General features: G+C 27.3%; 19 protein-coding genes and 1 riboswitch. Of the genes, 4 read left to right on the top strand and 15 right to left on the bottom strand.

What is annotated here, in order from left to right; all coding sequences use genetic code 11:
* Positions 1–155 precede the first annotated feature (155 nt).
* The 4 genes from CNEONATNEC86_RS04940 to CNEONATNEC86_RS04925 are packed head-to-tail and all read right to left on the bottom strand — an operon-like array spanning position 156 to position 4462.
* Positions 156–1466: an ABC transporter substrate-binding protein gene (locus tag CNEONATNEC86_RS04940; protein WP_243145346.1), complete on the bottom strand. Its 1311-nt coding sequence runs from the start codon at positions 1464–1466 to the stop codon at positions 156–158.
* Positions 1456–2139: a response regulator transcription factor gene (locus tag CNEONATNEC86_RS04935; protein ID WP_159135615.1), complete on the bottom strand. Its 684-nt coding sequence runs from the start codon at positions 2137–2139 to the stop codon at positions 1456–1458. The genes CNEONATNEC86_RS04940 and CNEONATNEC86_RS04935 overlap by 11 nt, the downstream gene beginning before the upstream one ends.
* Positions 2117–3457 carry a sensor histidine kinase gene (locus tag CNEONATNEC86_RS04930; RefSeq protein ID WP_159135614.1) on the bottom strand — a complete coding sequence of 447 codons (1341 nt, stop codon included), beginning with the start codon at positions 3455–3457 and terminating at the stop codon, positions 2117–2119. The genes CNEONATNEC86_RS04935 and CNEONATNEC86_RS04930 overlap by 23 nt, the downstream gene beginning before the upstream one ends.
* 30 nt (positions 3458–3487) lie before the next feature.
* Positions 3488–4462, bottom strand: a complete 975-nt coding sequence (locus CNEONATNEC86_RS04925; protein ID WP_058294142.1) for a sugar ABC transporter substrate-binding protein — start codon at positions 4460–4462, stop codon at positions 3488–3490.
* Positions 4463–4771: 309 nt separating this feature from the next.
* Here CNEONATNEC86_RS04925 and CNEONATNEC86_RS04920 point away from each other — a divergent pair, with 309 nt between their 5' ends.
* A complete protein-coding gene (locus CNEONATNEC86_RS04920) occupies positions 4772–6451 on the top strand; it encodes a M3 family oligoendopeptidase (protein ID WP_125149277.1) in 1680 nt (559 codons plus the stop codon).
* A gap of 404 nt (positions 6452–6855) precedes the next feature.
* Here the strand turns inward: CNEONATNEC86_RS04920 and CNEONATNEC86_RS04915 are convergent, their stop codons facing one another.
* From CNEONATNEC86_RS04915 to CNEONATNEC86_RS04890, 6 genes are all read right to left on the bottom strand, one after another.
* A complete protein-coding gene (locus tag CNEONATNEC86_RS04915) occupies positions 6856–7653 on the bottom strand; it encodes an ABC transporter ATP-binding protein (RefSeq protein WP_230132022.1) in 798 nt (265 codons plus the stop codon).
* Between the two features lies 1 nt (position 7654).
* Entirely contained in the window at positions 7655–8704 is a 1050-nt protein-coding gene (locus tag CNEONATNEC86_RS04910) for a FecCD family ABC transporter permease (RefSeq protein ID WP_159135613.1), read from the bottom strand.
* Positions 8705–8719: 15 nt separating this feature from the next.
* Positions 8720–9664 (bottom strand): ABC transporter substrate-binding protein, encoded by a 945-nt coding sequence (locus CNEONATNEC86_RS04905; RefSeq protein WP_058294139.1) that lies wholly within the window; start codon positions 9662–9664, stop codon positions 8720–8722.
* Between the two features lie 35 nt (positions 9665–9699).
* A riboswitch (cobalamin riboswitch) is annotated at positions 9700–9906 on the bottom strand.
* Between the two features lie 200 nt (positions 9907–10106).
* Positions 10107–10448, bottom strand: coding sequence for a hypothetical protein (locus tag CNEONATNEC86_RS04900; protein ID WP_058294138.1), 342 nt, complete (start codon positions 10446–10448; stop codon positions 10107–10109).
* On the bottom strand, positions 10441–12363 hold the full coding sequence (locus CNEONATNEC86_RS04895; protein WP_159135612.1) for an OPT family oligopeptide transporter: 1923 nt from the start codon (positions 12361–12363) through the stop codon (positions 10441–10443). The genes CNEONATNEC86_RS04900 and CNEONATNEC86_RS04895 overlap by 8 nt, the downstream gene beginning before the upstream one ends.
* A 373-nt stretch (positions 12364–12736) precedes the next feature.
* The gene (locus tag CNEONATNEC86_RS04890; protein WP_058294136.1) at positions 12737–13243 is read right to left on the bottom strand and encodes a GNAT family N-acetyltransferase; all 507 of its coding nucleotides are present in this window, start codon (positions 13241–13243) and stop codon (positions 12737–12739) included.
* 684 nt (positions 13244–13927) lie between these two features.
* On the opposite strand from CNEONATNEC86_RS04890, the gene CNEONATNEC86_RS04885 reads away from it, so the two are divergent.
* Positions 13928–14974 (top strand): serine hydrolase domain-containing protein, encoded by a 1047-nt coding sequence (locus CNEONATNEC86_RS04885; RefSeq protein WP_058294135.1) that lies wholly within the window; start codon positions 13928–13930, stop codon positions 14972–14974.
* A 182-nt stretch (positions 14975–15156) separates the two neighbouring features.
* Here the strand turns inward: CNEONATNEC86_RS04885 and CNEONATNEC86_RS04880 are convergent, their stop codons facing one another.
* The 4 genes from CNEONATNEC86_RS04880 to CNEONATNEC86_RS04865 form a co-directional block, all read right to left on the bottom strand.
* Positions 15157–15330 (bottom strand): hypothetical protein, encoded by a 174-nt coding sequence (locus CNEONATNEC86_RS04880; RefSeq protein ID WP_157065761.1) that lies wholly within the window; start codon positions 15328–15330, stop codon positions 15157–15159.
* A gap of 445 nt (positions 15331–15775) precedes the next feature.
* Positions 15776–16078: a protease inhibitor I42 family protein gene (locus CNEONATNEC86_RS22000; protein ID WP_276325916.1), complete on the bottom strand. Its 303-nt coding sequence runs from the start codon at positions 16076–16078 to the stop codon at positions 15776–15778.
* Positions 16079–16107: 29 nt separating this feature from the next.
* On the bottom strand, positions 16108–18408 hold the full coding sequence (locus CNEONATNEC86_RS04870; protein WP_058294134.1) for a M56 family metallopeptidase: 2301 nt from the start codon (positions 18406–18408) through the stop codon (positions 16108–16110).
* Between the two features lie 4 nt (positions 18409–18412).
* Entirely contained in the window at positions 18413–18781 is a 369-nt protein-coding gene (locus tag CNEONATNEC86_RS04865) for a BlaI/MecI/CopY family transcriptional regulator (RefSeq protein ID WP_172437840.1), read from the bottom strand.
* Between the two features lie 1079 nt (positions 18782–19860).
* Here CNEONATNEC86_RS04865 and CNEONATNEC86_RS04860 point away from each other — a divergent pair.
* Together CNEONATNEC86_RS04860 and CNEONATNEC86_RS21995 are read left to right on the top strand one after the other, a co-directional pair.
* The gene (locus CNEONATNEC86_RS04860) at positions 19861–20070 is read left to right on the top strand and encodes a hypothetical protein (RefSeq protein ID WP_058294133.1); all 210 of its coding nucleotides are present in this window, start codon (positions 19861–19863) and stop codon (positions 20068–20070) included.
* Positions 20071–20299: 229 nt separating this feature from the next.
* Entirely contained in the window at positions 20300–20404 is a 105-nt protein-coding gene (locus tag CNEONATNEC86_RS21995) for a hypothetical protein (RefSeq protein WP_159136059.1), read from the top strand.
* 239 nt (positions 20405–20643) lie between these two features.
* Here the strand turns inward: CNEONATNEC86_RS21995 and CNEONATNEC86_RS04850 are convergent, their stop codons facing one another.
* The gene (locus CNEONATNEC86_RS04850) at positions 20644–21165 is read right to left on the bottom strand and encodes a GrdB-related putative oxidoreductase (protein WP_058294132.1); all 522 of its coding nucleotides are present in this window, start codon (positions 21163–21165) and stop codon (positions 20644–20646) included.
* Positions 21166–21261: the final 96 nt, after the last annotated feature.

Raw genomic sequence — 21261 nt, 5'->3', positions numbered from 1 at the left:
ATCTTTATTAAATTCCTATAACACAGTCTTCTTCATAAACTATATCTTTGTATTTACAAAAAAGCTCATCAGATTCTTTAGAGATATATTTTTATAAAAAAATCCAATGAAGTTATATTTTATAATTAACTTCATTGGATTTTCTCATACAAATTTTAGTTTCTTAAAATATTATTTACTTCACGCTGAAGCTTTGATAAAAGATAACTTAAATTATCGTCCTCATCATTTATAGCTTGATTTATCATATTATCTGCCATATCCATTACAGAATTATATTTTCTAAACCTTGGTGAAACAATTCCACTTTCCATTATTTCATTTAACAATGTCATATCAATATAACTTCCATTAGGTGTACTTTTACTAAGCTCCTCTATGACTTCTTCTGAATTTGTAACATTTTTTAATACTGATACTCCTTGAGAATACTTGAATATTTCTTTTTGTACGTCTTCATCATAAGTTAATGTCTTTAAAAATTCCCATGCCAGCTGTTCTTTCTTTGTCTTAGAATTAATACCCATAAGCAGTGTAGTAACTTCTGATATATTTTCTCCATTTTCACCTGCTGGCAGCTTAATACAATCCCATTCAAATCCAGAATATTTTTTTATCTTCCATGGGTAAGTCTTATATGTAGTATATTCTGAAAATAATAAAGGATGAAAGGCTACTTTTCCATCATCAAAATCTTTTGATGTTACTCTATAGCCATTATTAAGCTTATCTAATTTCTGTATAAAGCTAACTGCTTCTTCAACTTTTTTATCTCCAAAATATGATTTTGTTCCATCTTCATTGAATAAAGTCACTCCATTCGAATATATAGCATCCTCCCAAGTATAATCATAATATCCAAATTGATCTATTATTCCATCATTATCAGTATCCTTAGTAACTTCTTTGCATATCTTATAAAATTCATCAAATGTCCAATTATTACTTGGCATCTGTATCCCTTCATTTTCTAGCAGAGTTTTGTTAACAAACATCATAGTTGGTACACTTTCATAAGGTAATGCAAATTGATTTTCTTCATATTGTCCAAACTTATAAGAAGTATTATAATATTTATTTTTATCAAACTCCTTATCTTTTTGAATTAATTTATTAAGATTCTTCATTGCACCAACATTAGATAATGTATTAAAATCTTCTGGCAAAATCATAAATACATCTGGTGCAGTTCCTTTTAGAAGTTCACTTGATAACCACTCTGAATAATCTTCCTTCATTATTCCATTTACATATTTCACTTCTACTCCTGGATTTTTTTCTTCAAATCTTTTTATAGCATTATCTATTATTTCATATGAATTACTATAAGGAACATCCCAATTACTCCCTGCAAACATTCCAAAAGTTATAATTGTTTTCTTTTGTGATGCTTTTAATACTATAAAAAATATTATTACCAAGAATATACAAACTAGTAATCTAAATATAAATCTTCTATCTTTCATATTTATCACCAAAATCTCTAGTGGTTACGCCTGTTTCTACTGCCCAAATAGCTAATTGAGTTCTATCTCTTAAGTCTAATTTATTTAACACCTGACTCAAATAGTTTCTTACAGTTCCTTCTGATAAAAATAATACTTTTGCTATTTCTTTGTTTGATAATCCTCTTCCAACCTGCTGTATAACCTTCCATTCTGTCTTTCCAATTGTTTCGATGTTCTTTTTATTCACCTTTATTCCTAAATTTCCCTTTGCGAGTTGTGAGAATAGCTTAACTACCTTTGTAGCAATATCTGGATTTATCATTGCACCACCTCTAGCTACTGTATGTATACCTTCTATTAATTCCTTCATAGAAACCCCTTTTAATAAGTATCCACTAGCTCCATACTTAATTGCATCAAATATATATTCATCATCATCAAAAGTTGTTAATACTATTATTTTTATATCATGATACATTTCTTTTATTACTTTTGTACACTGAACTCCATCCATTTCTGGCATCCGGATATCCATTAATATAACATCCGGATTATTTCTTCTTACACTCTTAATAACATCTAAGCCATTGGAAACAGTATCAATAACCTCTATTTTTTCATCTGAACTTAATACAATTTTTAAGCTCTCTCTTATTAATTCCTGATCATCAGCAATCAATACTTTGACCATATATATCACCTCGTCTAATTGGTATATTAGCTATTATAGTAAAACCGTTTTTACTACTAAATTCTATACTCCCATTTAATAATTCTACCCTTTCCTTCATATGCTGTAAGCCAAATCCACTTTCTATTTTTTCACATCCTATTCCATTATCCGTTACTATTAAAACTAAGTCATTTTCTCTTTTATATATAGTTACATAAACCTTTGTAGCATGTCCATGCCTTATTGCATTTGTTATACTTTCTTGTATTACTCTATATATAGCATCTTCTTCATCTGAATCAAATTTAAGGTCATCCATTTGATTTTCTAATATTATATTGCATTTAGAAGCATCTCTTATTTCAAATATCATCTTTTCTATTGCTTCTTCAAATGATAGATTTTCTAGCACATCTGGTCTAAGAGCTTTTACCGACCTTCTTACATCATTAATCCCTTGCTTGGCTACTTTTCTTATAACATCAAGCTGTTTTTTAACACCTTCTGGCGAATAATCTATAATTGTACTACATGCATCTATACCTGCAATTATGCCTGTGAGAGAATGTCCAATAGTATCATGAATTTCTCTTGCAAGCCTATTTCTCTCTCTTGTTTCTGTCATTTTTTCAGTTTTACTTGCATAATCTTTAAGTTTTATATTCATTATCTTAAGCTCACTATTAGCTTTATTTAATTTATCATTAAGGACTTTTATCCTTTCATTTTCATCACTTTGTATTCTCATAAGAATAATTACATACAATATAAAACTCATTATATTTATTGATGTAAGCATACTTTTTAATCCTAAAATATAATTTTGAATTCTAGTGTTATAATAAACTAAGTACTTTGAAAATGAAACCATACTAAATTTTAGTGACACAAAATCATAATCACATAAAATATATATAATAATCATAATACTTAAAAATATTAATTTATTATTTCTATCTTTTACATGATAAATTATATCTGCAATTACCACTAGAATTATGCCGTTATAGCTCATATTTAACGCATATAATACTACTGAACATAAGGCTAACTCCATAGTAGAAAACAAGATTATTATACCTAGACGTTTTCTTTCCTGTTTTTCTTTTAATTGCATAATGATTAAAAGTACTATATATGTTATTATTGAAATTATAACAGTAAGATTAGGCTTCATTGGCAAAGTAGGTATTTGCTCTAAAAATTCTCTTGATCCACTAGAATTACTTATTAAATAAGTACTATATGCCATAGTTATAGAGATAAAAAGAATTATTAATAAATTCAGCCATTTCATAAAATAACCAATATACGATAATATCTTATTCCATTTCATTATACTGCTCCTTATTACTATCTAATTTTCTTACTGCCATGCATCTATTTTATATTTATCTATATTCTCACTGTTTATAATCTCAACTGGAACAATTATTTTCTTCTCTATAGAATTTCCTTTAAATATTTCGTATAATTTTTCTGCTGAAATTCTCCCAATATTCTTTGGAGATTGTGCTACTGTAACAGTCATTCTGTTATCCTCTATCATTCGCTTTCCATCTGGAGATCCATCAATTCCATAAACCTTTATATTTTTTATATTCTTTTGTTCTAAAGCCATAATCGCACCTAGTGCACTTGGATCATTCAATGCCATAATAACGTTTGCATCTGGTGCTTTAGCTAGTAAGTTTTCTACAACAGGCATTGCTGTTTCTAATTGTCCATCACAGTTACTTCTTGCAACTATTTTATAATTATTATTATTTTTAATTGTATCTTCAAATCCTTTAATCCTGTCTATAGCTGATTTTGCTATTGTATGCTCTAATAAAATTATATTAGCTTCTTCACTATTTTTCATTAAATCTTTTGCACATTCTACACCAGCATTATAATTATCAGACAAAATGGTACAATCTATTAAATTTTCATCATATACATCTGTATCTATTGCAATAATAATGATTCCTGCCTTTTTTGCATCTTCAAGAGCTGGCTTTATCCCTATCCAATCAACTGTATTTATAAAAATTGCATCCACTTTCATATCTATAAAGTCATATATTTCTTCAATTTGTTTGTCTAAATTTAAAGCTGGATCTCTTGTTATTAAAACATCACCTTGTTCTTCAACTATATAACGTATTTCTTGATTTATGACTTTAAAATAAGTATTATTCATAGTCATATAAGTTGCACCAATTCTTCTTTGATTTTCTACTCCATCAGCAGAATATATGCCATCACTATCAATATAAATAAAAATACCTATTGTGCCTATAAAAAACATGAATATAAGAATAATAGCTATTAGTGTTCTTCTATACTCCCTTATCATATCTCCCCCCACTATTTTCTAAAAACTCATTACAATACAACTATATATTATCTCATTTTTTCTATTAAATCCAGTTTATCACAATATATTCTATTTAAGTATATAATAGAAATACTTAATAAAATGTAGTATGACAATTGTATATCAATTTTATATAATAAAATCAAAAAATTATCTAATTAAAGAATCTCTCAATTTGATTTAACCTTTTTATCAGACAGAAACATGTAATATATATAATTAATTGAATCATATGAAATAAAATCATATAATCAAATAGAAGTAAAGAATATTTAGGAGGGAACCAACATGGAAAAAGGTAATTTTAAGTTAGGCAGTCTACCTTATGATAGATTCACAATTGAATCCTTCGAAGCTGAAGGCAAAAATATTTTAAATAAATTTAAAGAGGCAAATTCTGGAGAAGAACAATTTACAGTTCATAGAAAATATTATGAATTAATAGAAAAAATGGCTACAACAAGAATTTTAGTACAATTAAGATATGATGGTAATGTTACTGATAAGTTCTATGAAGATGAACAAAATTATTATGATTCAATATGGCCTAGAGTTACAGCTTTCGAAACTGAATATAAAAAAGAATTATTCAATACTAATTTCAGATGTTATTTGGAAGAGAAGATAGGAAAGATCGCCTTTAAAGATATAGAATTTGATTTAAAATCTTTTGATGAATGTATCATTTCTCTAAAGCAAGAAGAAAATACATTAATTTCTGAATATAACAAGCTTCTAGCAGAAATTAAAATTGATTATGAAGGTGAAAAATTAAATCTTTCTCTTTTAGGAAAATATTTGACTAATAAAGATAGAAATATAAGAATATCAGCCACTAAAGCTAGAAGTCTAGAGCTTTCAAAAATCAAAGATAAGTTAGATGACATTTATGATAAAATGGTCAAAAACAGAACTGAACAAGCTAAGAAATTAGGCTATAAAGATTATGTAGAACTTGCTTATTACATTATGGGAAGAACTACTTATGGAATAGAAGAAGTAAGAAAGTTTAGAAATCAAGTCAAGAAATATTTAGTTCCTTTTGCAAGTAAATTACATGATGAAAGAAGAAAGAGATTAGAATTAGAAAACTTAGATTCTGTTGATGAAGGAATTTATTTTAAAGAAGGAAATCCAACACCTATTGGAACTGCTGATGATATTTTTAGAGCTGGAAAGAAAATGTATAGTGAATTATCTGAAGAAACTAATGAATTCTTTAATTTCATGTTAGATCATGAACTTTTTGACGTACTTGGCAGACCTAATAAAGCTGGTGGCGGTTATATGGAAATGCTATTTACTTATAAAGCCCCAATAATTTTTGCAAACTTTAATGGTACAAGTGGAGATATAGATGTTATAACTCACGAATGTGGCCATGCATTCCAAGGATTTATTACAAGAAATGATGAAATTAGAGAACATAACAATATAAAAATGGAAACAGCTGAAACTCATTCAATGTCTATGGAATTCTTTACAGAAAAGTGGATGGAATTATTCTTTGGCAATCGTGCTGATGATTATAGAAAAATGCATTTAGAAGATGCTATAGCCTTCATTCCATATGGCTGTATGGTAGATGAATTCCAAGAAATAGTTTATTCTAAGCCTGAACTTACTAAAGAAGAAAGAAGACAAGTTTGGAAAGACTTAGAAAAACAATATAAACCTCATTTAAAATATGAAAATGATGAATTCCAAGGAGAAGGGCGTAGATGGCAGCTTCAAAAGCACATATACATGTATCCATTCTATTATATTGATTATTGTATAGCTCAAACTTGTGCTTTACAATTTAAAATTAAAATGGATGAAAATTATGAAGATGCATGGAATAAATATTTATCCTTTTCTAAAGAATCTGCAAAAGATAGTTTCCAAAATATGCTTCATCATATAGGATTTAAGAGTCCTTTTGAAGATGGATACATGAAAGATTTAGTGTCAAAACTAGATAAATAAATTTAAAATAATTCCAATATAGAATCAATTATAATTATTCTATAGAATAAATCCTATAAAAAAAGTATAAATAGGCAATTTTGTTTTACTCCACTGTCTATCTATACTTTTATTTATTTTATTAAAACTAAGCCCTTACTTCTCGCACAAGTACATTCTCTTGGTTCCTCTGAATGTAAACATTGATATTTGATCTTTTTAGGTGCTTGAATTTCAACTTTCTCTTTTATGTTATTTAATTTATTTTCTTCTTTACCTATTTTGACCACTTCCTTTTATAGCATATTATGATTATATAATAGTAATTATTATTAATCAATCATTTTCCATATTAAAATAAATTTATTCAAAATGCTAATTATTAAGTGTTATCTAAAAACTATTAAATCTAATTATAATTTAGATCATAATATAACAGGCATAAAAAACATCTGCTTTTTATTTTCAACTTTATGAATTTCAAAATCCATTTCATATACTGCCTTTAAGTTTTCTTTTGTTAAAACATCTTCTACAAAGCCATTTGCATAAACAGAACCATCTTTCATCAAAACAATTTTTCTGCAATAAGCTGAACTTAAACTCAAATCATGTAATATTGCAATAATTGTCTTGTTTTCTTCTTCGTTTAATTTTTTTAATGTCTCCATTAATTCAACTTGATATCTAATATCGAGATGAGAAATTGGCTCATCTAAAATCAAGTATTTTGTATCTTGAGCTATTGCCCTTGCTACTAATACTCTTTGTGCTTCTCCTCCACTTAAATAGGAAAATACTTTATCTTTTAAGTAAGTGCAATTAGTGACTTCCATAGCATGATCAATAAGCTCCCTATCTCTTTTAGATAAATCCTGGAATCTCTTTTGATACGGAGTCCTTCCCATAGAGATAATATCATAAACTGTAAAATTCACATCCATATTAACATTTTGAGGTACAAAAGAAATATTAGTTGCTATTTCTTGTCTAGAATATTTATTTATATTTCTATTATCTAAGCAAATACTCCCTTCCTTTATCTCTAAAAATCTAAGAATATGACGTATAAAAGAAGTCTTACCTGATCCATTTGGTCCCAGAATACCATAAAATCCCCCTTCATGAAAATCTTCTGAAATATTATTTAATATATAATTTTCATTATCAGGCTTCCAGCATAAATTATTTACTGATAAAGTTTTATCTTTCATTTTCAACATCTTAAAACCTTCCACTTTTTGTATTACGATAAAGTAAATATATAAAATATGGTGCTCCAAATACTGCAGTAATAACCCCTACTGGTATTTCTGTAGGTTGTGCTATTGTTCTTGCAATAGTATCACAAATAACCATAAAACCAGCACCACCAAAATAAGAAAATAAAATTAAAAATCTATGATCTGATCCCACAAGTAATTTCATGCAATGTGGAATTATCAATCCAACAAATCCTATTGTTCCACTTACAGATACACCGGATGCTACTAAAAGTGCACATATTAATATCAAAATATTTTTTAATCTAACTGTATCTATTCCTAAGCTACTTGCTATATCATCACCAGTCAAAATTACATTTAAGTCTCTGCCAAACATAAATATAGTAGTAACACAAATTACTGATATCACCGTTAAGAATATAACCTTATTCCAATTAGCTGAACTAAAACTTCCAAGCTGCCATAAGTACACTTTTTCTAATTGCTCCCTATTATAGATCATAAGTAAAGATATTAATGCACTCAGCATTGTTCCTATAGCTGTTCCTGTTAATAACAAATTTGTAGTCATAAATTGTCCACCTAAACAACCAATTTTATATACTAAAAGTACTGATAAAATAGCACCAACAAAGGCAAAAATACTAGTTATTCCTAGACCAAAAAAATTCAATGTAATTCCTGATAAAATAGCCAAAGTTGCTCCAAGGGATGCTCCTGATGAAATCCCAAGTATATGAGGATCTGCTAGAGAATTTCTAAATATTGCTTGGAAGGTGCAACCCACCACTGCAAGGGCTCCTCCAACAAGAGAAGCCTGCAATATCCTCGGTAGGCGCACCTTCCAAATAATAACTTCATATACTTCTTTTATATCTGCTGTATCTATCAAATTATTTATAATTGGAATTTTAGAAAGTATAACTTTAAAACTATCGCCAATTGTAATAGATGATGATCCAACAGACGCAGAGGCTAATATACATAGGAACAAAAAAATACTCAATATAATAACATAAAAACAATACTTTTTTTTCTTTGCTTCCACTCTATTATCCTCCTATTATTTAAATGCTTCTGGATGGAATATTTCAGCTAATTTTAATAATCCTTCTGAATTACGGTAGCCTTGACGATCTAATAGATTATTGTCAATTTCATATACTCTACCTTCTTTAACAGCAGTTAATTCTTTATATCCTTCTGTAGACATAAAGTTTTCTTTTTCACCTGCTCTTACGACTATAATATCTGGGTCTGATTCTAATAATGATTCTAATGAAAATGACCAGCTATCTGATTCTGGTACTATATTATTTCCACCAGCTAATTTTATAAGCTGACCTACAAATGTATTTTCTGGTGCTGAGAAGTCTCCACTTTCTCCATATCCAACAACATAATATACACTCGGCTTTTCTAATTCAGAAACAGTTTTTGTAACTTTATCAATTGAAGCTTTCATTTCTTCTACTGTCTCAGTTGCTTCTGGCTGTTTATTTAATGCTGTTCCTAATGTCTCAATCATACCATATACACCAGTAACATCATTTTCTTCATATAAACCAATCACTTTAATACCTGCTGCTTCAAGTTTAGCTGTATTTTCTTCATCAAAATGTGTAGAAGCAATAACTAAATCTGGTTCTAATCCAATTATCTTTTCAATATCTGGTTTTCTTAACGTTCCAATAGATTCTACATTCTCTACTTGCTCTGGATAATCACAATAATCTGTTCTTCCAACTAATTTATCTTCTGCTCCAAGTTTATATATAATTTCAGTTATATTGGGAGCTACAGAAATAATCTTCTTCGGTTCTTTTTCAAGTGTTAGCTCTTTTCCAAACGAATCTTTAATTTTAACAGGATATGATACCTTTTCTGATTGAGCTGATTCCTTTGCATTATTTCCACCTGATACATTGCTATTTCCACAACTCATTAAACCTATAGACATGACAACAAATAATAGTAATACCGAAACTTTTTTTAATAGTTTATTCATTTTATCTCCTTCTTGTTTTCTCCCGCCCAAAGAAGAACACGATTTAAGTTATGGCAGGTTTCCTGACTTAAGAATCATATTACTTACCAAATTCCTTCTCAAGCTTAATGCTCAATGGTAAATATAATTTTGGCTTTCATCCTCTCTCACAGTAGTGGGGGCTGCTATGGAATCTCACCATATTCCCTTTTAACTTCTAAACCTTATGTTAATATAGAAGCACCATACTAATACGCAATTTATTATATATACCTCTTTAATATATTTCAAGGATAAATAATTTTATTAACTTTGAAACATAAATATGAAATTCATATAGCTGCTGTATTATCAGTATCTTATAAAATAAAGCACGTTAAAAGAATATATATTTTTAAATTCTTATATTCTTTTCAAAAAACACACATCACTATAAAATGTGCGGTTTTCAATAAACTATTTCTCACTCTACTTCTTCAATATACTTACAATTAATGTATATATGATTTAGAAAAATAAATAATCTTTCATAAAGCGGATATATTTTTTCACCAAATCTGCCTTCTAAAATCTCACCTATTTCTTTAACAGTTTTGATCCCATCAATCTGCATAAATACTTCACTGCTATATTCATCTAACATTATCTTTTTATACATAGGAATTTTAAATCTTAACCTTCTAAAAAACTTCTGTATTTTATGATCTTGCTTTTCAAGTACAGTAACTCGCCTGTTTTTATCTACTTCATATTTAATATAGTCACATATTTTAAATTTTAAGTTTAAAACTTCATCATTATTCATTGTTGTTCACCTTAGATAACATGATTGGTATTGTAGTAGCTACAACTAAAATTACTAATAAAAGTATAGCCATCATATTACTATCAGCAAATCCTAATGGAGTTTTAGGTGTTATAATCCCAATTACTTGTAATACAATTCCTAACAATCCTATTATAGATCCACCTGCAACAAGCCCTGATGATAAACTTATTCCATTTGATACCCTAATTTCTTTTTCCTTTTCACTTTTACTCATTTTTTCAACAAATACCCTTATTAAGGCTCCTACTAATATTATAGAAGTTGTTGATATAGGTAAATAAAATCCTATAGCAATAGTCATTATTGGTAAATCCAATAAGAATAAAAATAATGCCATAACAACACCTACTATAATCATAGGCCAAGGTAAATCACCTGACATTATACCTGAAGTTAATGTAGACATTAAATTGGCTTGAGGCAATGCAAATTGTGCATTTACTCCTGTAACCGCTAATTGTCCTGAAAGTACCATTATTGTTCCTGTAACAACTATAACACCTATTATACTTGCTATTGCAAAGGAATTTTGCATTTCTTTTTTACTTCCACCTATTACATATGTCACTTTTTGGGATTGACTATATCCACCGGCTACTGATATTGCTACAACCATAAATGCAGCAAATAAAAGTAATGATTTATTATCAGCTTTAGTAGTCCATCCCATTATAACAAATACTAATGTTAATATAACTAATGAAGCTATTGTCATACCTGATACAGGAAGATTTGATGTTCCTATTGTACCAGTTAAACGTCCAGCAACAATTACAAATAATAAGGATAAAATTAATGAAACAATCACGGCTATTATAGCCATTGTAATACTTTGAGAAACTATAAATGCTGCTATAAATGCTATTATAATTCCTCCTAAAAGTACCATGATTTCACCTGAACTCTTTCCCGAGTTTTTATCACTTCCTGATTTTGCTTTGAATGTTTCTTTCAAAGAAATAAATATAGTAGGTATAAGCTTAATAGCTCCTATTATACCTCCACAAAGCATCATTCCTGCTCCTATATACTTAACATAACTTGATGATATTGCATTTACATCCATTTGATGAAGTAATATTGTAGCATCATTCCATGTCTGCATATTACGATCTGCCAAATCAGTGAAATAACCTATCAATGGAGCAATACCAAAGTTAGCTAAAACTGAACCTGCAAACATATATAAAGATACTTCTAATCCTACAATAAATCCTATACCTAATAATAATGGATTTACTTCAGTAGAAAACTTCCACTTATAAAACTTACTTCCTATAAAATTAATAGTATTATTAATTACATTTAAAAATGATCCTGTTAAAATATTTATAATACCACTTATTACAAAACCAATTCCCATAAATTTTATAGCATCTCCGCCACCTTCTGATGCAACAAGAGTTTCAGAAATTGCCATTGATTCTGGATACATAAGCTTTCCATGCTCTTCAACTATTAAGTAGTTATAAACTAATGATAGACAGCCTATACCAAATAAAGCTCCACCAATCCCTACGCTTACTCCTTCTAAAAAAGTAATATTCCTTCCTATTAATATGATTGCAGGTAACACAAAAATCATACCACTTGCTATAGATTCTCCACCACTTGACATTCCTTGTATTATGTTTTTTCCTGCAACTCCTTTGCTGCTTGCAAATGCCTTTATAAACATTGAACCTATTATAGCACCAGGTATTCCTGCTGCAACAGTTAATCCAGATTTCATGCCTGAATAAGCAGTAGATGCTGCAAATAGAGCTGCTAATATTATTCCTATTATCATTACTGCTAAATTTGATCCTTTATTTGATTTTCCAGATAAATATGGAACATATTCTTTTCCATCTACTCCGCCATAAGCTTCTTTAGGTAATTTGTTGTTCATAAAATATTCTCCTTCTTTTGTTTTATTAATCCAATTATATTTAGTATATCCATTTTATTATTTAAAATAATTTAACCTTCTATTTTTTATAAAATAAATATAAATCTTCACAATCAAAAAATAGTACCTTTTCAGCCTTATGACGCTTAAAGAAACATTGTATAAAAATTTTGCATGATAAATAATATGGAAATTAAAGAACCCCACAAAAATCTTATATTTAGATTTTTGTGGGGTTCATATTTATAGAAAAAATGTTCTTTAAAATCATCAATCTTAAATTATAATATATTTAATAATTTACTATACTTGAATAATTCTATTAATCTTTAGACGTAATATTTAAAAAGATTCATTAATATAAATAATACAACTAGGAAGCAATTTTGAAAAACATTTCTTTAGTTATTTGATATTCGATTTCTCTATCCAATTCTTTAGCTTCCATAAATCCTATTCCTTTAAATAAATTTCTTGATCTATCATTTGTTTTTTTGATTTTTGCAATAACCTTATTTGTTCTCATATCAAAAAACGCTTTTTTTAAGGCTTCAATTACAGCATCGTGACCTATACCTTTTCCCCATAACTCCTTTTCTCCAACTGCGATTACTATTTCAATATCCCCATTTTTAGGGATTAATCTTAAAAAACCGATTGTTTCATATGTGGCTTTAATAGTAAAAAAACTGCAATTATTATTAAATAAATGAGTTAGTATAGGCATATCTATTCTGTTTATAACATTAATTAGATTCTCTTTAGCATTTACACCTTCATTTAAGTTACTTGCTATTTCTTTATCGCTAAGCCAATAAGCCATTTTTTCTGCATCAGATTTATATACTTCCTGACTTAGCTGAATACTAATCGTTTCCACTAGTTACACTCCTTAATCTATCTATTCTCTTTACGAATATATTATTACTGGACCGGCCTTACATACATATTACTATCAATATGGCAATAAGTAAAAATCTATATTGTTTATTATTTGAGTTTGGCTTATTTTTTAAATGTTTCTCTCAACTTTTTACTCTTTTTCTATACAAGTTATATTTTCCATTTTTAGCCTTTAATTTCCTTTTAAAGTTATTAAAAGGATTTTTATTACATAACTAATTATCAATATTTTATAATGAAGCTTTCAAATTCTATTTAAAATATTATCTATATTATAGCTGTACGATTTCAAGTTATATTTGCATTATAATCTGTGATAATTAGAATATTTTATATTTGTCTATTAATATAATTATTTATTATATTAAACTGAAAGATGAAATCACAATTTCCGATAAATAATTTATATACATGCCAACTTCGTCTTTAGCTTCTTTGTATAACAAATTCTGATATAAACTTTAATGCAATAAAGTATTTAAAATATGAATACTTTATCTAAAATTTTTTTAAAATCTCTTTAATTTTTCTTATATTTCATATTTTTTTAAATACTCATTGAAAAAAATTTTAAATCATATTATTCTTCATTGTAGTGGAATGTTATCATTCTGCAATGTTCCGGAACAATTATTGTATTAATAGAAAGGGATTTGATAAAATGAAAAATTCAAATTGTAATTATACTGCGGCTCAATGGCAAAGTGTACCTCCTTCTAAGGTAGATATAAATGAAGAAACGCTTTTAAAGCTTGATCCTATTATACGTTCACAATATAACAATATAAATGGAATTATTATTGTGCATAAAGGAAATATTGTTCTGGAGAGATATTATAATGGATATAGAATTAATGATAAATTTCATGTAGCATCTATAACTAAAAGCATTTTAAACGCCTTAATTGGTATTGCTATAGATAAAAAATATATCAAAAGTATTGAAGAACGAGTACTTGATTTCTTTCCAGAATACACATTTTCATCACATGATGAACAAAAAAATAAAGTTACGCTCCATAACCTTCTTACCATGACTACTCCATACCCATTTGAGGATTGGAAAGAACCATTAGACAAGCTATGTACTCAAGCCGATTGGGTAAAATATACTCTTGATTCCCTAGGAGAAGATGGTGAGATTGGCAAGTTTAAATATTCAACAGCAGGAGCACATCTAATTTCAGCTATAATTACACGTTCTACAGGAAAGTGTGCACGAGATTTTGCAAATGAATACCTATTTAAACCAATCGGAATTAAACCAATTTCAGATTACAAAGTAGATAAATTTGACTATGAATATTTGTTTGGCAAAAAATTAAAGGGATGGCCTCATGATCCTAATGGTAATTCTACAGGTGGGTGGGGACTTAACCTAACAACTAGGGATATGGCTAAATTGGGCCTCCTATATTTAAATAACGGTATTTGGAATGATAAACAAATACTCTCTAAAAATTGGATTAAAGAATCAACGACTATGCATGAAGGAGAAAATGATTTTATGTCCTATAAATATGGCTATTTATGGTGGCTTCAAAAAGATGACGTTTTTTCATATTCAGCTATAGGAGATGGAGGTAATATGATTTGTTGTATACCAGAAAAAGATTTGGTAGTAGCAATTTCATGTGAAATAATTCCGCAAACAAATGATAGATGGGAACTTATAAAAAACCATATTATTCCATTTATAAAAAATTAAGATTTATATTAATGTAAATAATATAAAACAAAAAAACTACTATCAATCAGAGATTAATAGTAGTTTTTTATAATTATTAAAAAATCTTACATTATAGTATACTTAATCAAATAAAAAGTCTTTAGTATAATATGTTAATATTCTTGTAAAAATAATCATTTATATATCTATAATTCATTTTTCTAGTTCAATCCTGCTGCTGCTTTACGATTGCTTATTTCCTTTTTTGCTCTATCTATATAGCTATTTATCTTACTTCTTTCTGAATCACTTTTTGCATTTTGTAAATTATGTTCATAAACTCTTAAAATTTCATTTTCATTTTTAATATCTATTTCTGCATTCATTTTATTCATACTGATTACTTCCTTCTTTAATTTAATACTATTTTATATAATAATAAAATTTCATAAATTTCATTTTTACTTATATTAAATAATACTATTTATATAGTAAAAACAAAGTTTAATATTGATACAATAATTATATCTTTCGATTCTAAATATATGCATTTATAATTTCCATAGCTTTCGATATTATATCTAATATATTTTCTTTAAATATTTTTTTCGCCTCCTGGATATTATTTGCATCTATTTAAACTAATTCTTTGCACTATACTATAACTCTATTTTTGTTAAACACCTCTTTTTAATACATCATATTAACATAGGCAATACTTTTTATGATTAAAAAAATGTATATATTAAAGTCCTCAGATGATAATTATTAGATATCTCTTTCTATTAATTATTATAGCACTTTTATCTTTATTTGTTAAGAAACAACAATAATTATATTCTATATATAAAGTAAGATAACTAAATATTTTTCTTTTATAAAAATATTTAGTTCTTTATCAACTGTACAGATATAAGTCTTTATTTCATATACTTTTTCTTTCTCCCAAGGCTGACTATATCTAAAAGTAATTTCAGTTGTACCTTCTTTTAAAGCCAAGAACTTCCAAGTGTATATTCCTCCAGAACCATATAATCCATTATTATTGGTAATATACTCATCATAATCTTCATTTATAATACCATCTGTCTTAGTGCTATATTCCCAGCCACAGCTTGCTATTGGGTTTCCTTCAAGACTTATATTTATTTCGGTTAGCTATTTTATAAATTTTATTTTTCTCCTCTAAATACATCTATGACATTCTCAGGTGCATAATAACCATAGTACTCTGTAGAACTAAAATTTAATGAATCAGCAAGCTTAGTTTCTAACCCATCTTTTGTCTTCCATAAACTAAATAAATCTCCATCTTTTCTTACAAACAGCACTTCATTGTTTGATAAATATTTAGGCATAAAATCAAATGATTTGCTATTTGTAATTTGACTTACTTTCTTTGTATCAACATTTACTGCATATATATAGTGTGGTTGACTTTCCCAATTTTTTAAACTTTCCGTTTCATCATCTTTTAAAGTGTTACTTCCAGAATACATTATATTTTTTCCATCGCTAGAATAGTCAGGTGTCATTGATACTTGGTCTTTTGGAATTAAACTTGTAAATGTGTTATTTTTCACATCGAAAACTCCCAATGTTTTATTATAATACATCTCTCTATATTCACCATTATTAACTGCAACATAGTTACTATTCACTGGATTTTGTGAAATATTATCTTTATATGCCAAAGCAATCATATTATCATTTTCTATAAACTTATTATTTAAAATATCATATACTGTAAATTCTGTCATATCAGCAGACATTGAAGCAGCATTAGGTTTGTTCCATATATATAAATACCTATCATCATTTGAAATTTTCGAAATATTAGGTGTTGATCCTATTGATTCCAACAAGTCAGACATTTTTGCTTCTTCTCCAATATCTTTATCATTCCCCTTTTTACTTTCTAAAATAACCTTTTCTTCTTTAGTATCTAAATCATAAACAATTATTCCTATTGATTTAATATACTGATCATTTCCTTCAGTATATTCTAGCTGTTTATTGGCATATATCTTATTCTTACTATCACAATTAATATTGTAGTAGTTATACTTATTATTTATAATACTTGTTGAATTTTTTAAATTAATATCATACTTTAATATTCCAGAATTCTTAACAGAATAAATCAACTTTTCTGAACTGTTCCAATTATATGACTCTACATTTTTTGATACTTCTATTATTTCTTTAGTCTTAATATTGCAAACATATAAATTGTCTTCCTTGGTATAAGCTATATATTTACCATTTCGAGATATTATAGGCAAATTAATATTATCGCTTTTATCAAGAAGAATTGGATTGCTTCCCTTTAGTTCTGACATATATAATCCATCCTTTGATACAAAAACGGCAAATTCCGTTGTTTTATTAGTTGCTAAAGTATTATTGCCTTCAGCAAATACAGATTTCGCTGCCAATAGACTTGTAGATGTAAACATAACAACAGCTATAAGTGAAATGCCAACAATTAACTTACGTGATTTTTTAAAAAATATTATATTTTTCAATCTTTTTTCAAGCTCCCTTCTACTTTTGCAAACTGATGCCCCTAATGATAATGATTTATTTTGCGAATATTCTATTTGTTCTAATATAATTTCTCCATAATATTTTCTTTTTACTTTATCCATATTTTTAATAATTTGTTCATCTAAAGACAATTCGCAAATTATATTTATCTTATTTCTAAGAATATATACAACAGGGTTAAGCCAGTTGATTACATTTGCAATAAGTGGCATTATTTTTATCCATAAGTCTTTACGTTTATAGTGAATTAATTCATGTGTAAGTACTATTTCAAGCTTGTCCAAATATTGATTCATTTTAGGAATTATAATTACAGGAGCAAATATACCTGTAATCATTGGACTTCTTATAAATGAACATTCTTTCAAAATTATTTTTCTATTTATATTCAATTTTTTCTTACATATTTCTAAAGAAGTAATTATAGATTCATCTTGAATTAAATGACTTATATTTTTAAGCTTTTTAGAAAAAGACATATACACATATATTTCTTTAGCTGTAAATATTATTGCACCTAACATCCATACATAAAATAATATTTCTTTATTAAAAATCTCAAACATTATTTTTGATTTTTCCAAATCACATTGTTGTTCACTTGTAGATTTTAATTGCTTGTCTTTATTATTCGGAACTTGATTACTAATTATTCCATTATGTTCTTGTGATGAATTCATTTTATTAATGTGTAATATCTTACTTTCACTTTGGGCAGGCAGGTAATTATTGTAAATTGTTACTGATGGTAATTTAACAAAAGTTCCTATAGGTATAATAAAAACTAAAAGTGTCAGAACTAACATATAATAATTCCAAGTTGCACTAAAGTTTTTATTTGTAAATGGCTTAAATATACAAGTAATTATAAATAAAAAGCTTCCTGTTACAGACATTTGTAGAATCGGGGTTAAACTCCCCATATTTCTATACCTCCTTAAGCCATTTTTTTAATTCAGCTATATCATTTTTGCTTATTTTCTTATTATTAAATAATGTGGCTATAAAATTTTTAACAGAACCATTATGCATATCTTCTAAGAAATTATCGGCTTGAATTGCCTTGTATTCATCTTCAGTGATTTTAGCAGAGTAATGATTTAATTTTCCCACTTTAGTCATACTTAATATTCCTTTTTCCACCAACCTTGATATAAGAGTCATTACTGTTGTAGTTTTCCATGAATTATCTTTCGGCAATTCTTCTAAAATCCCCCCTGTTGTAACCTGCTCATTTTTCTTCCAGATAATTTTCATTATTTCCATTTCCGCTTCTGAAATCTTTCCCAATTTCATATATATCATCTCCAAAATTTAATTCTACAATCTGTAGTTTATGTTTTTATACTACGCCTTGTAGAATGTATTGTCAATATATTCCTTGTAAAATTATTTAACTATAATAGTGTATTTATCTGAAAATAAGTCTCCATTCTATGCAATGGCATTGAATGAGAAGATTTTCTTTTTCCTTTGTAGCATTAATCATATCTATGAGTTTGCTTTTCTTTACCACTCTATATTTTCTATAGGCGATTATTATGAAGATCCATGAAAATACTAAGATTACTATAAGGATAAAATTTATTGAAATTGTAAAAGGATGGATTTTGCTAATAGCTTAAAAAATAGTTTAGATAAGATTATATCAAATGCAAGTTAAATTGAAAAAAACTTGAAGTTCTAATATTAAAAATGATGAAAATGCCTCCCTGGTTAAAGCCTCACTAAAATGTGTGCACAAATACTCAAAATATAAGAAAATATCTGAATTTGTATATTTAAACTTCTCCATAAAAAGCAAAACAATGGTTGAGCCAATTATTTCAAGGCCTTTCCATTGTATCACATTGTTTGTTCTTATTTGGTGGAGGCGAAGCATTGTCTTTGAAAGCCACCATTCTATTCTTAAATAAAAATACGAATAACATTAAAAATATCTATATTATAAAAATCCTCAACTTTCATAGAAGAAAAGTAGCTTATTATTCTTAACTCTTTATTGTTGCAGTTTGCAATTGTCAGAATTATATATCTAGCAAATGCTATTGAAGTATAAAAGCATCTTTGAATTATCAGTGTTTTATTCTGAAGCAGATTTTAAATCATTTAGTAATTTATCATTATATTATTGAGATAGTATTTCTCTACTAGTAAATAATTCAACATATAAGTAAAACTCTTCTTTAGTTTTTATTCTCTGTCTTATCCAATAGTTTATATTTTTTATAATTAACTTTTGATTGTTTCTTAATACATTTCTACTTTTTATCCATACATTTCTTATATATTCATATTTAATTTCAAGATTTTTAGCTGCGTCATAAATATAAGATTCACAAAAAAATAAAATTACAATCCATCACCTTCTCACCATGACTACTCCATATGAATTTGAAGGTTGGAACGAACCATTAGATAAGCTATTTGCTCAAGTTGATTTGATAAAATATGCTCTTGATTGGTTAGGAGAAGGTGATGAAATTGGCAAGTTTAAATATTCAACAGCCGGATCTCATTTACTTTCATCTATAATTACACGTTCTACAGGAAAATGTGCAATGTGCATGAGAGTTTGCAAATGAATACCTATTTAAGCCAATTGTGATTAAACCAATGCCAGATTACAAAGTAAAAATTTAATATTTATATTAATATTATTTGTAATATCGGATATTTTTACCGATCAAGAATAAGTTAATTTTAAGATGTTTTTAAAATATGTGGCTAGTCAGCCTATACTTCAGCACTCACACCTGCTACTAAAAATTTACTCAAGTATTAAATCCCCTTAAGTAACACAAAATATAATTAATAATTTTTTTTGGGAATAATAACGTTAAACGTTCTGCTGATAGATTTATTTATGAAAAGACTAATAGAATACCAACTGTTCTTCCAATGATAATGGAAATCTAAGCTTAAATAAAAAAATATAGGTAAACAATATAATAGCAAATTGTTTACCTATATACACACATTTATGCTTGGAAATATTTATCTTACAAGTTTTCTAAAAAGTATAATTGATAACGATGATTTGATTTATAGCTTAGGTATACCTAAAATTATTTTTTATCAATTATTTATTTGATTTAACTGTAATCTATCATAATATATATACTTCATTAAGCATCTTCACTGGAAAATTTAAGCTTTTAAAAGCATAATTTCCTCTTAATTTCCGTTATATTTATTCCTTCAACCATTGTTTTTGCAAAGATGCATATATTATTAAGAGCTTCATTCAATCCTCCATCACCTTTTTTAGGCATCTTAACAATATTAATACTATCTTTATAGCCTGCTATTACATCTTCATTTTCTTTTGACATCACAGCAAATGCTTTTATAGAAGTTTTAGTTGTAATATCTGTTGCTAATTGTGCACACATTTTTGCATAATCTTCATAATTAAAAGCTGGTCCACATACTACAATATCCGGTTTGATTTTTTCTAACATAGCACATATTTTACGGCTAACTTGATCTGATTCTGAAAAATAAGTTCCAGTTCCACAATAAAATATTGCATCTATCCTAGAATCTATCTCTTTTAAATACGGTTTCATCATAATTGCTGGACCAATCATCTCTCTAGTTCCAGTTAATGGTATAGATTTATCTTCCTTTGTACCACGTCCAGATTGAATCTGGTCAAATATCATTACAATGTTCATATCCTTATCTCCATTTACTTATTTTTAAATGTTCATTAGCTTTACATCAAATCTGTAATCATAAGCTTTTCAAAATTAACTACAAATACTTTACAT

The sequence above is a fragment of the Clostridium neonatale genome, from assembly GCF_900465025.1.
GTDB lineage: Bacteria > Bacillota > Clostridia > Clostridiales > Clostridiaceae > Clostridium > Clostridium neonatale.
This window is presented reverse-complemented; position numbering and strand designations above follow the sequence as displayed.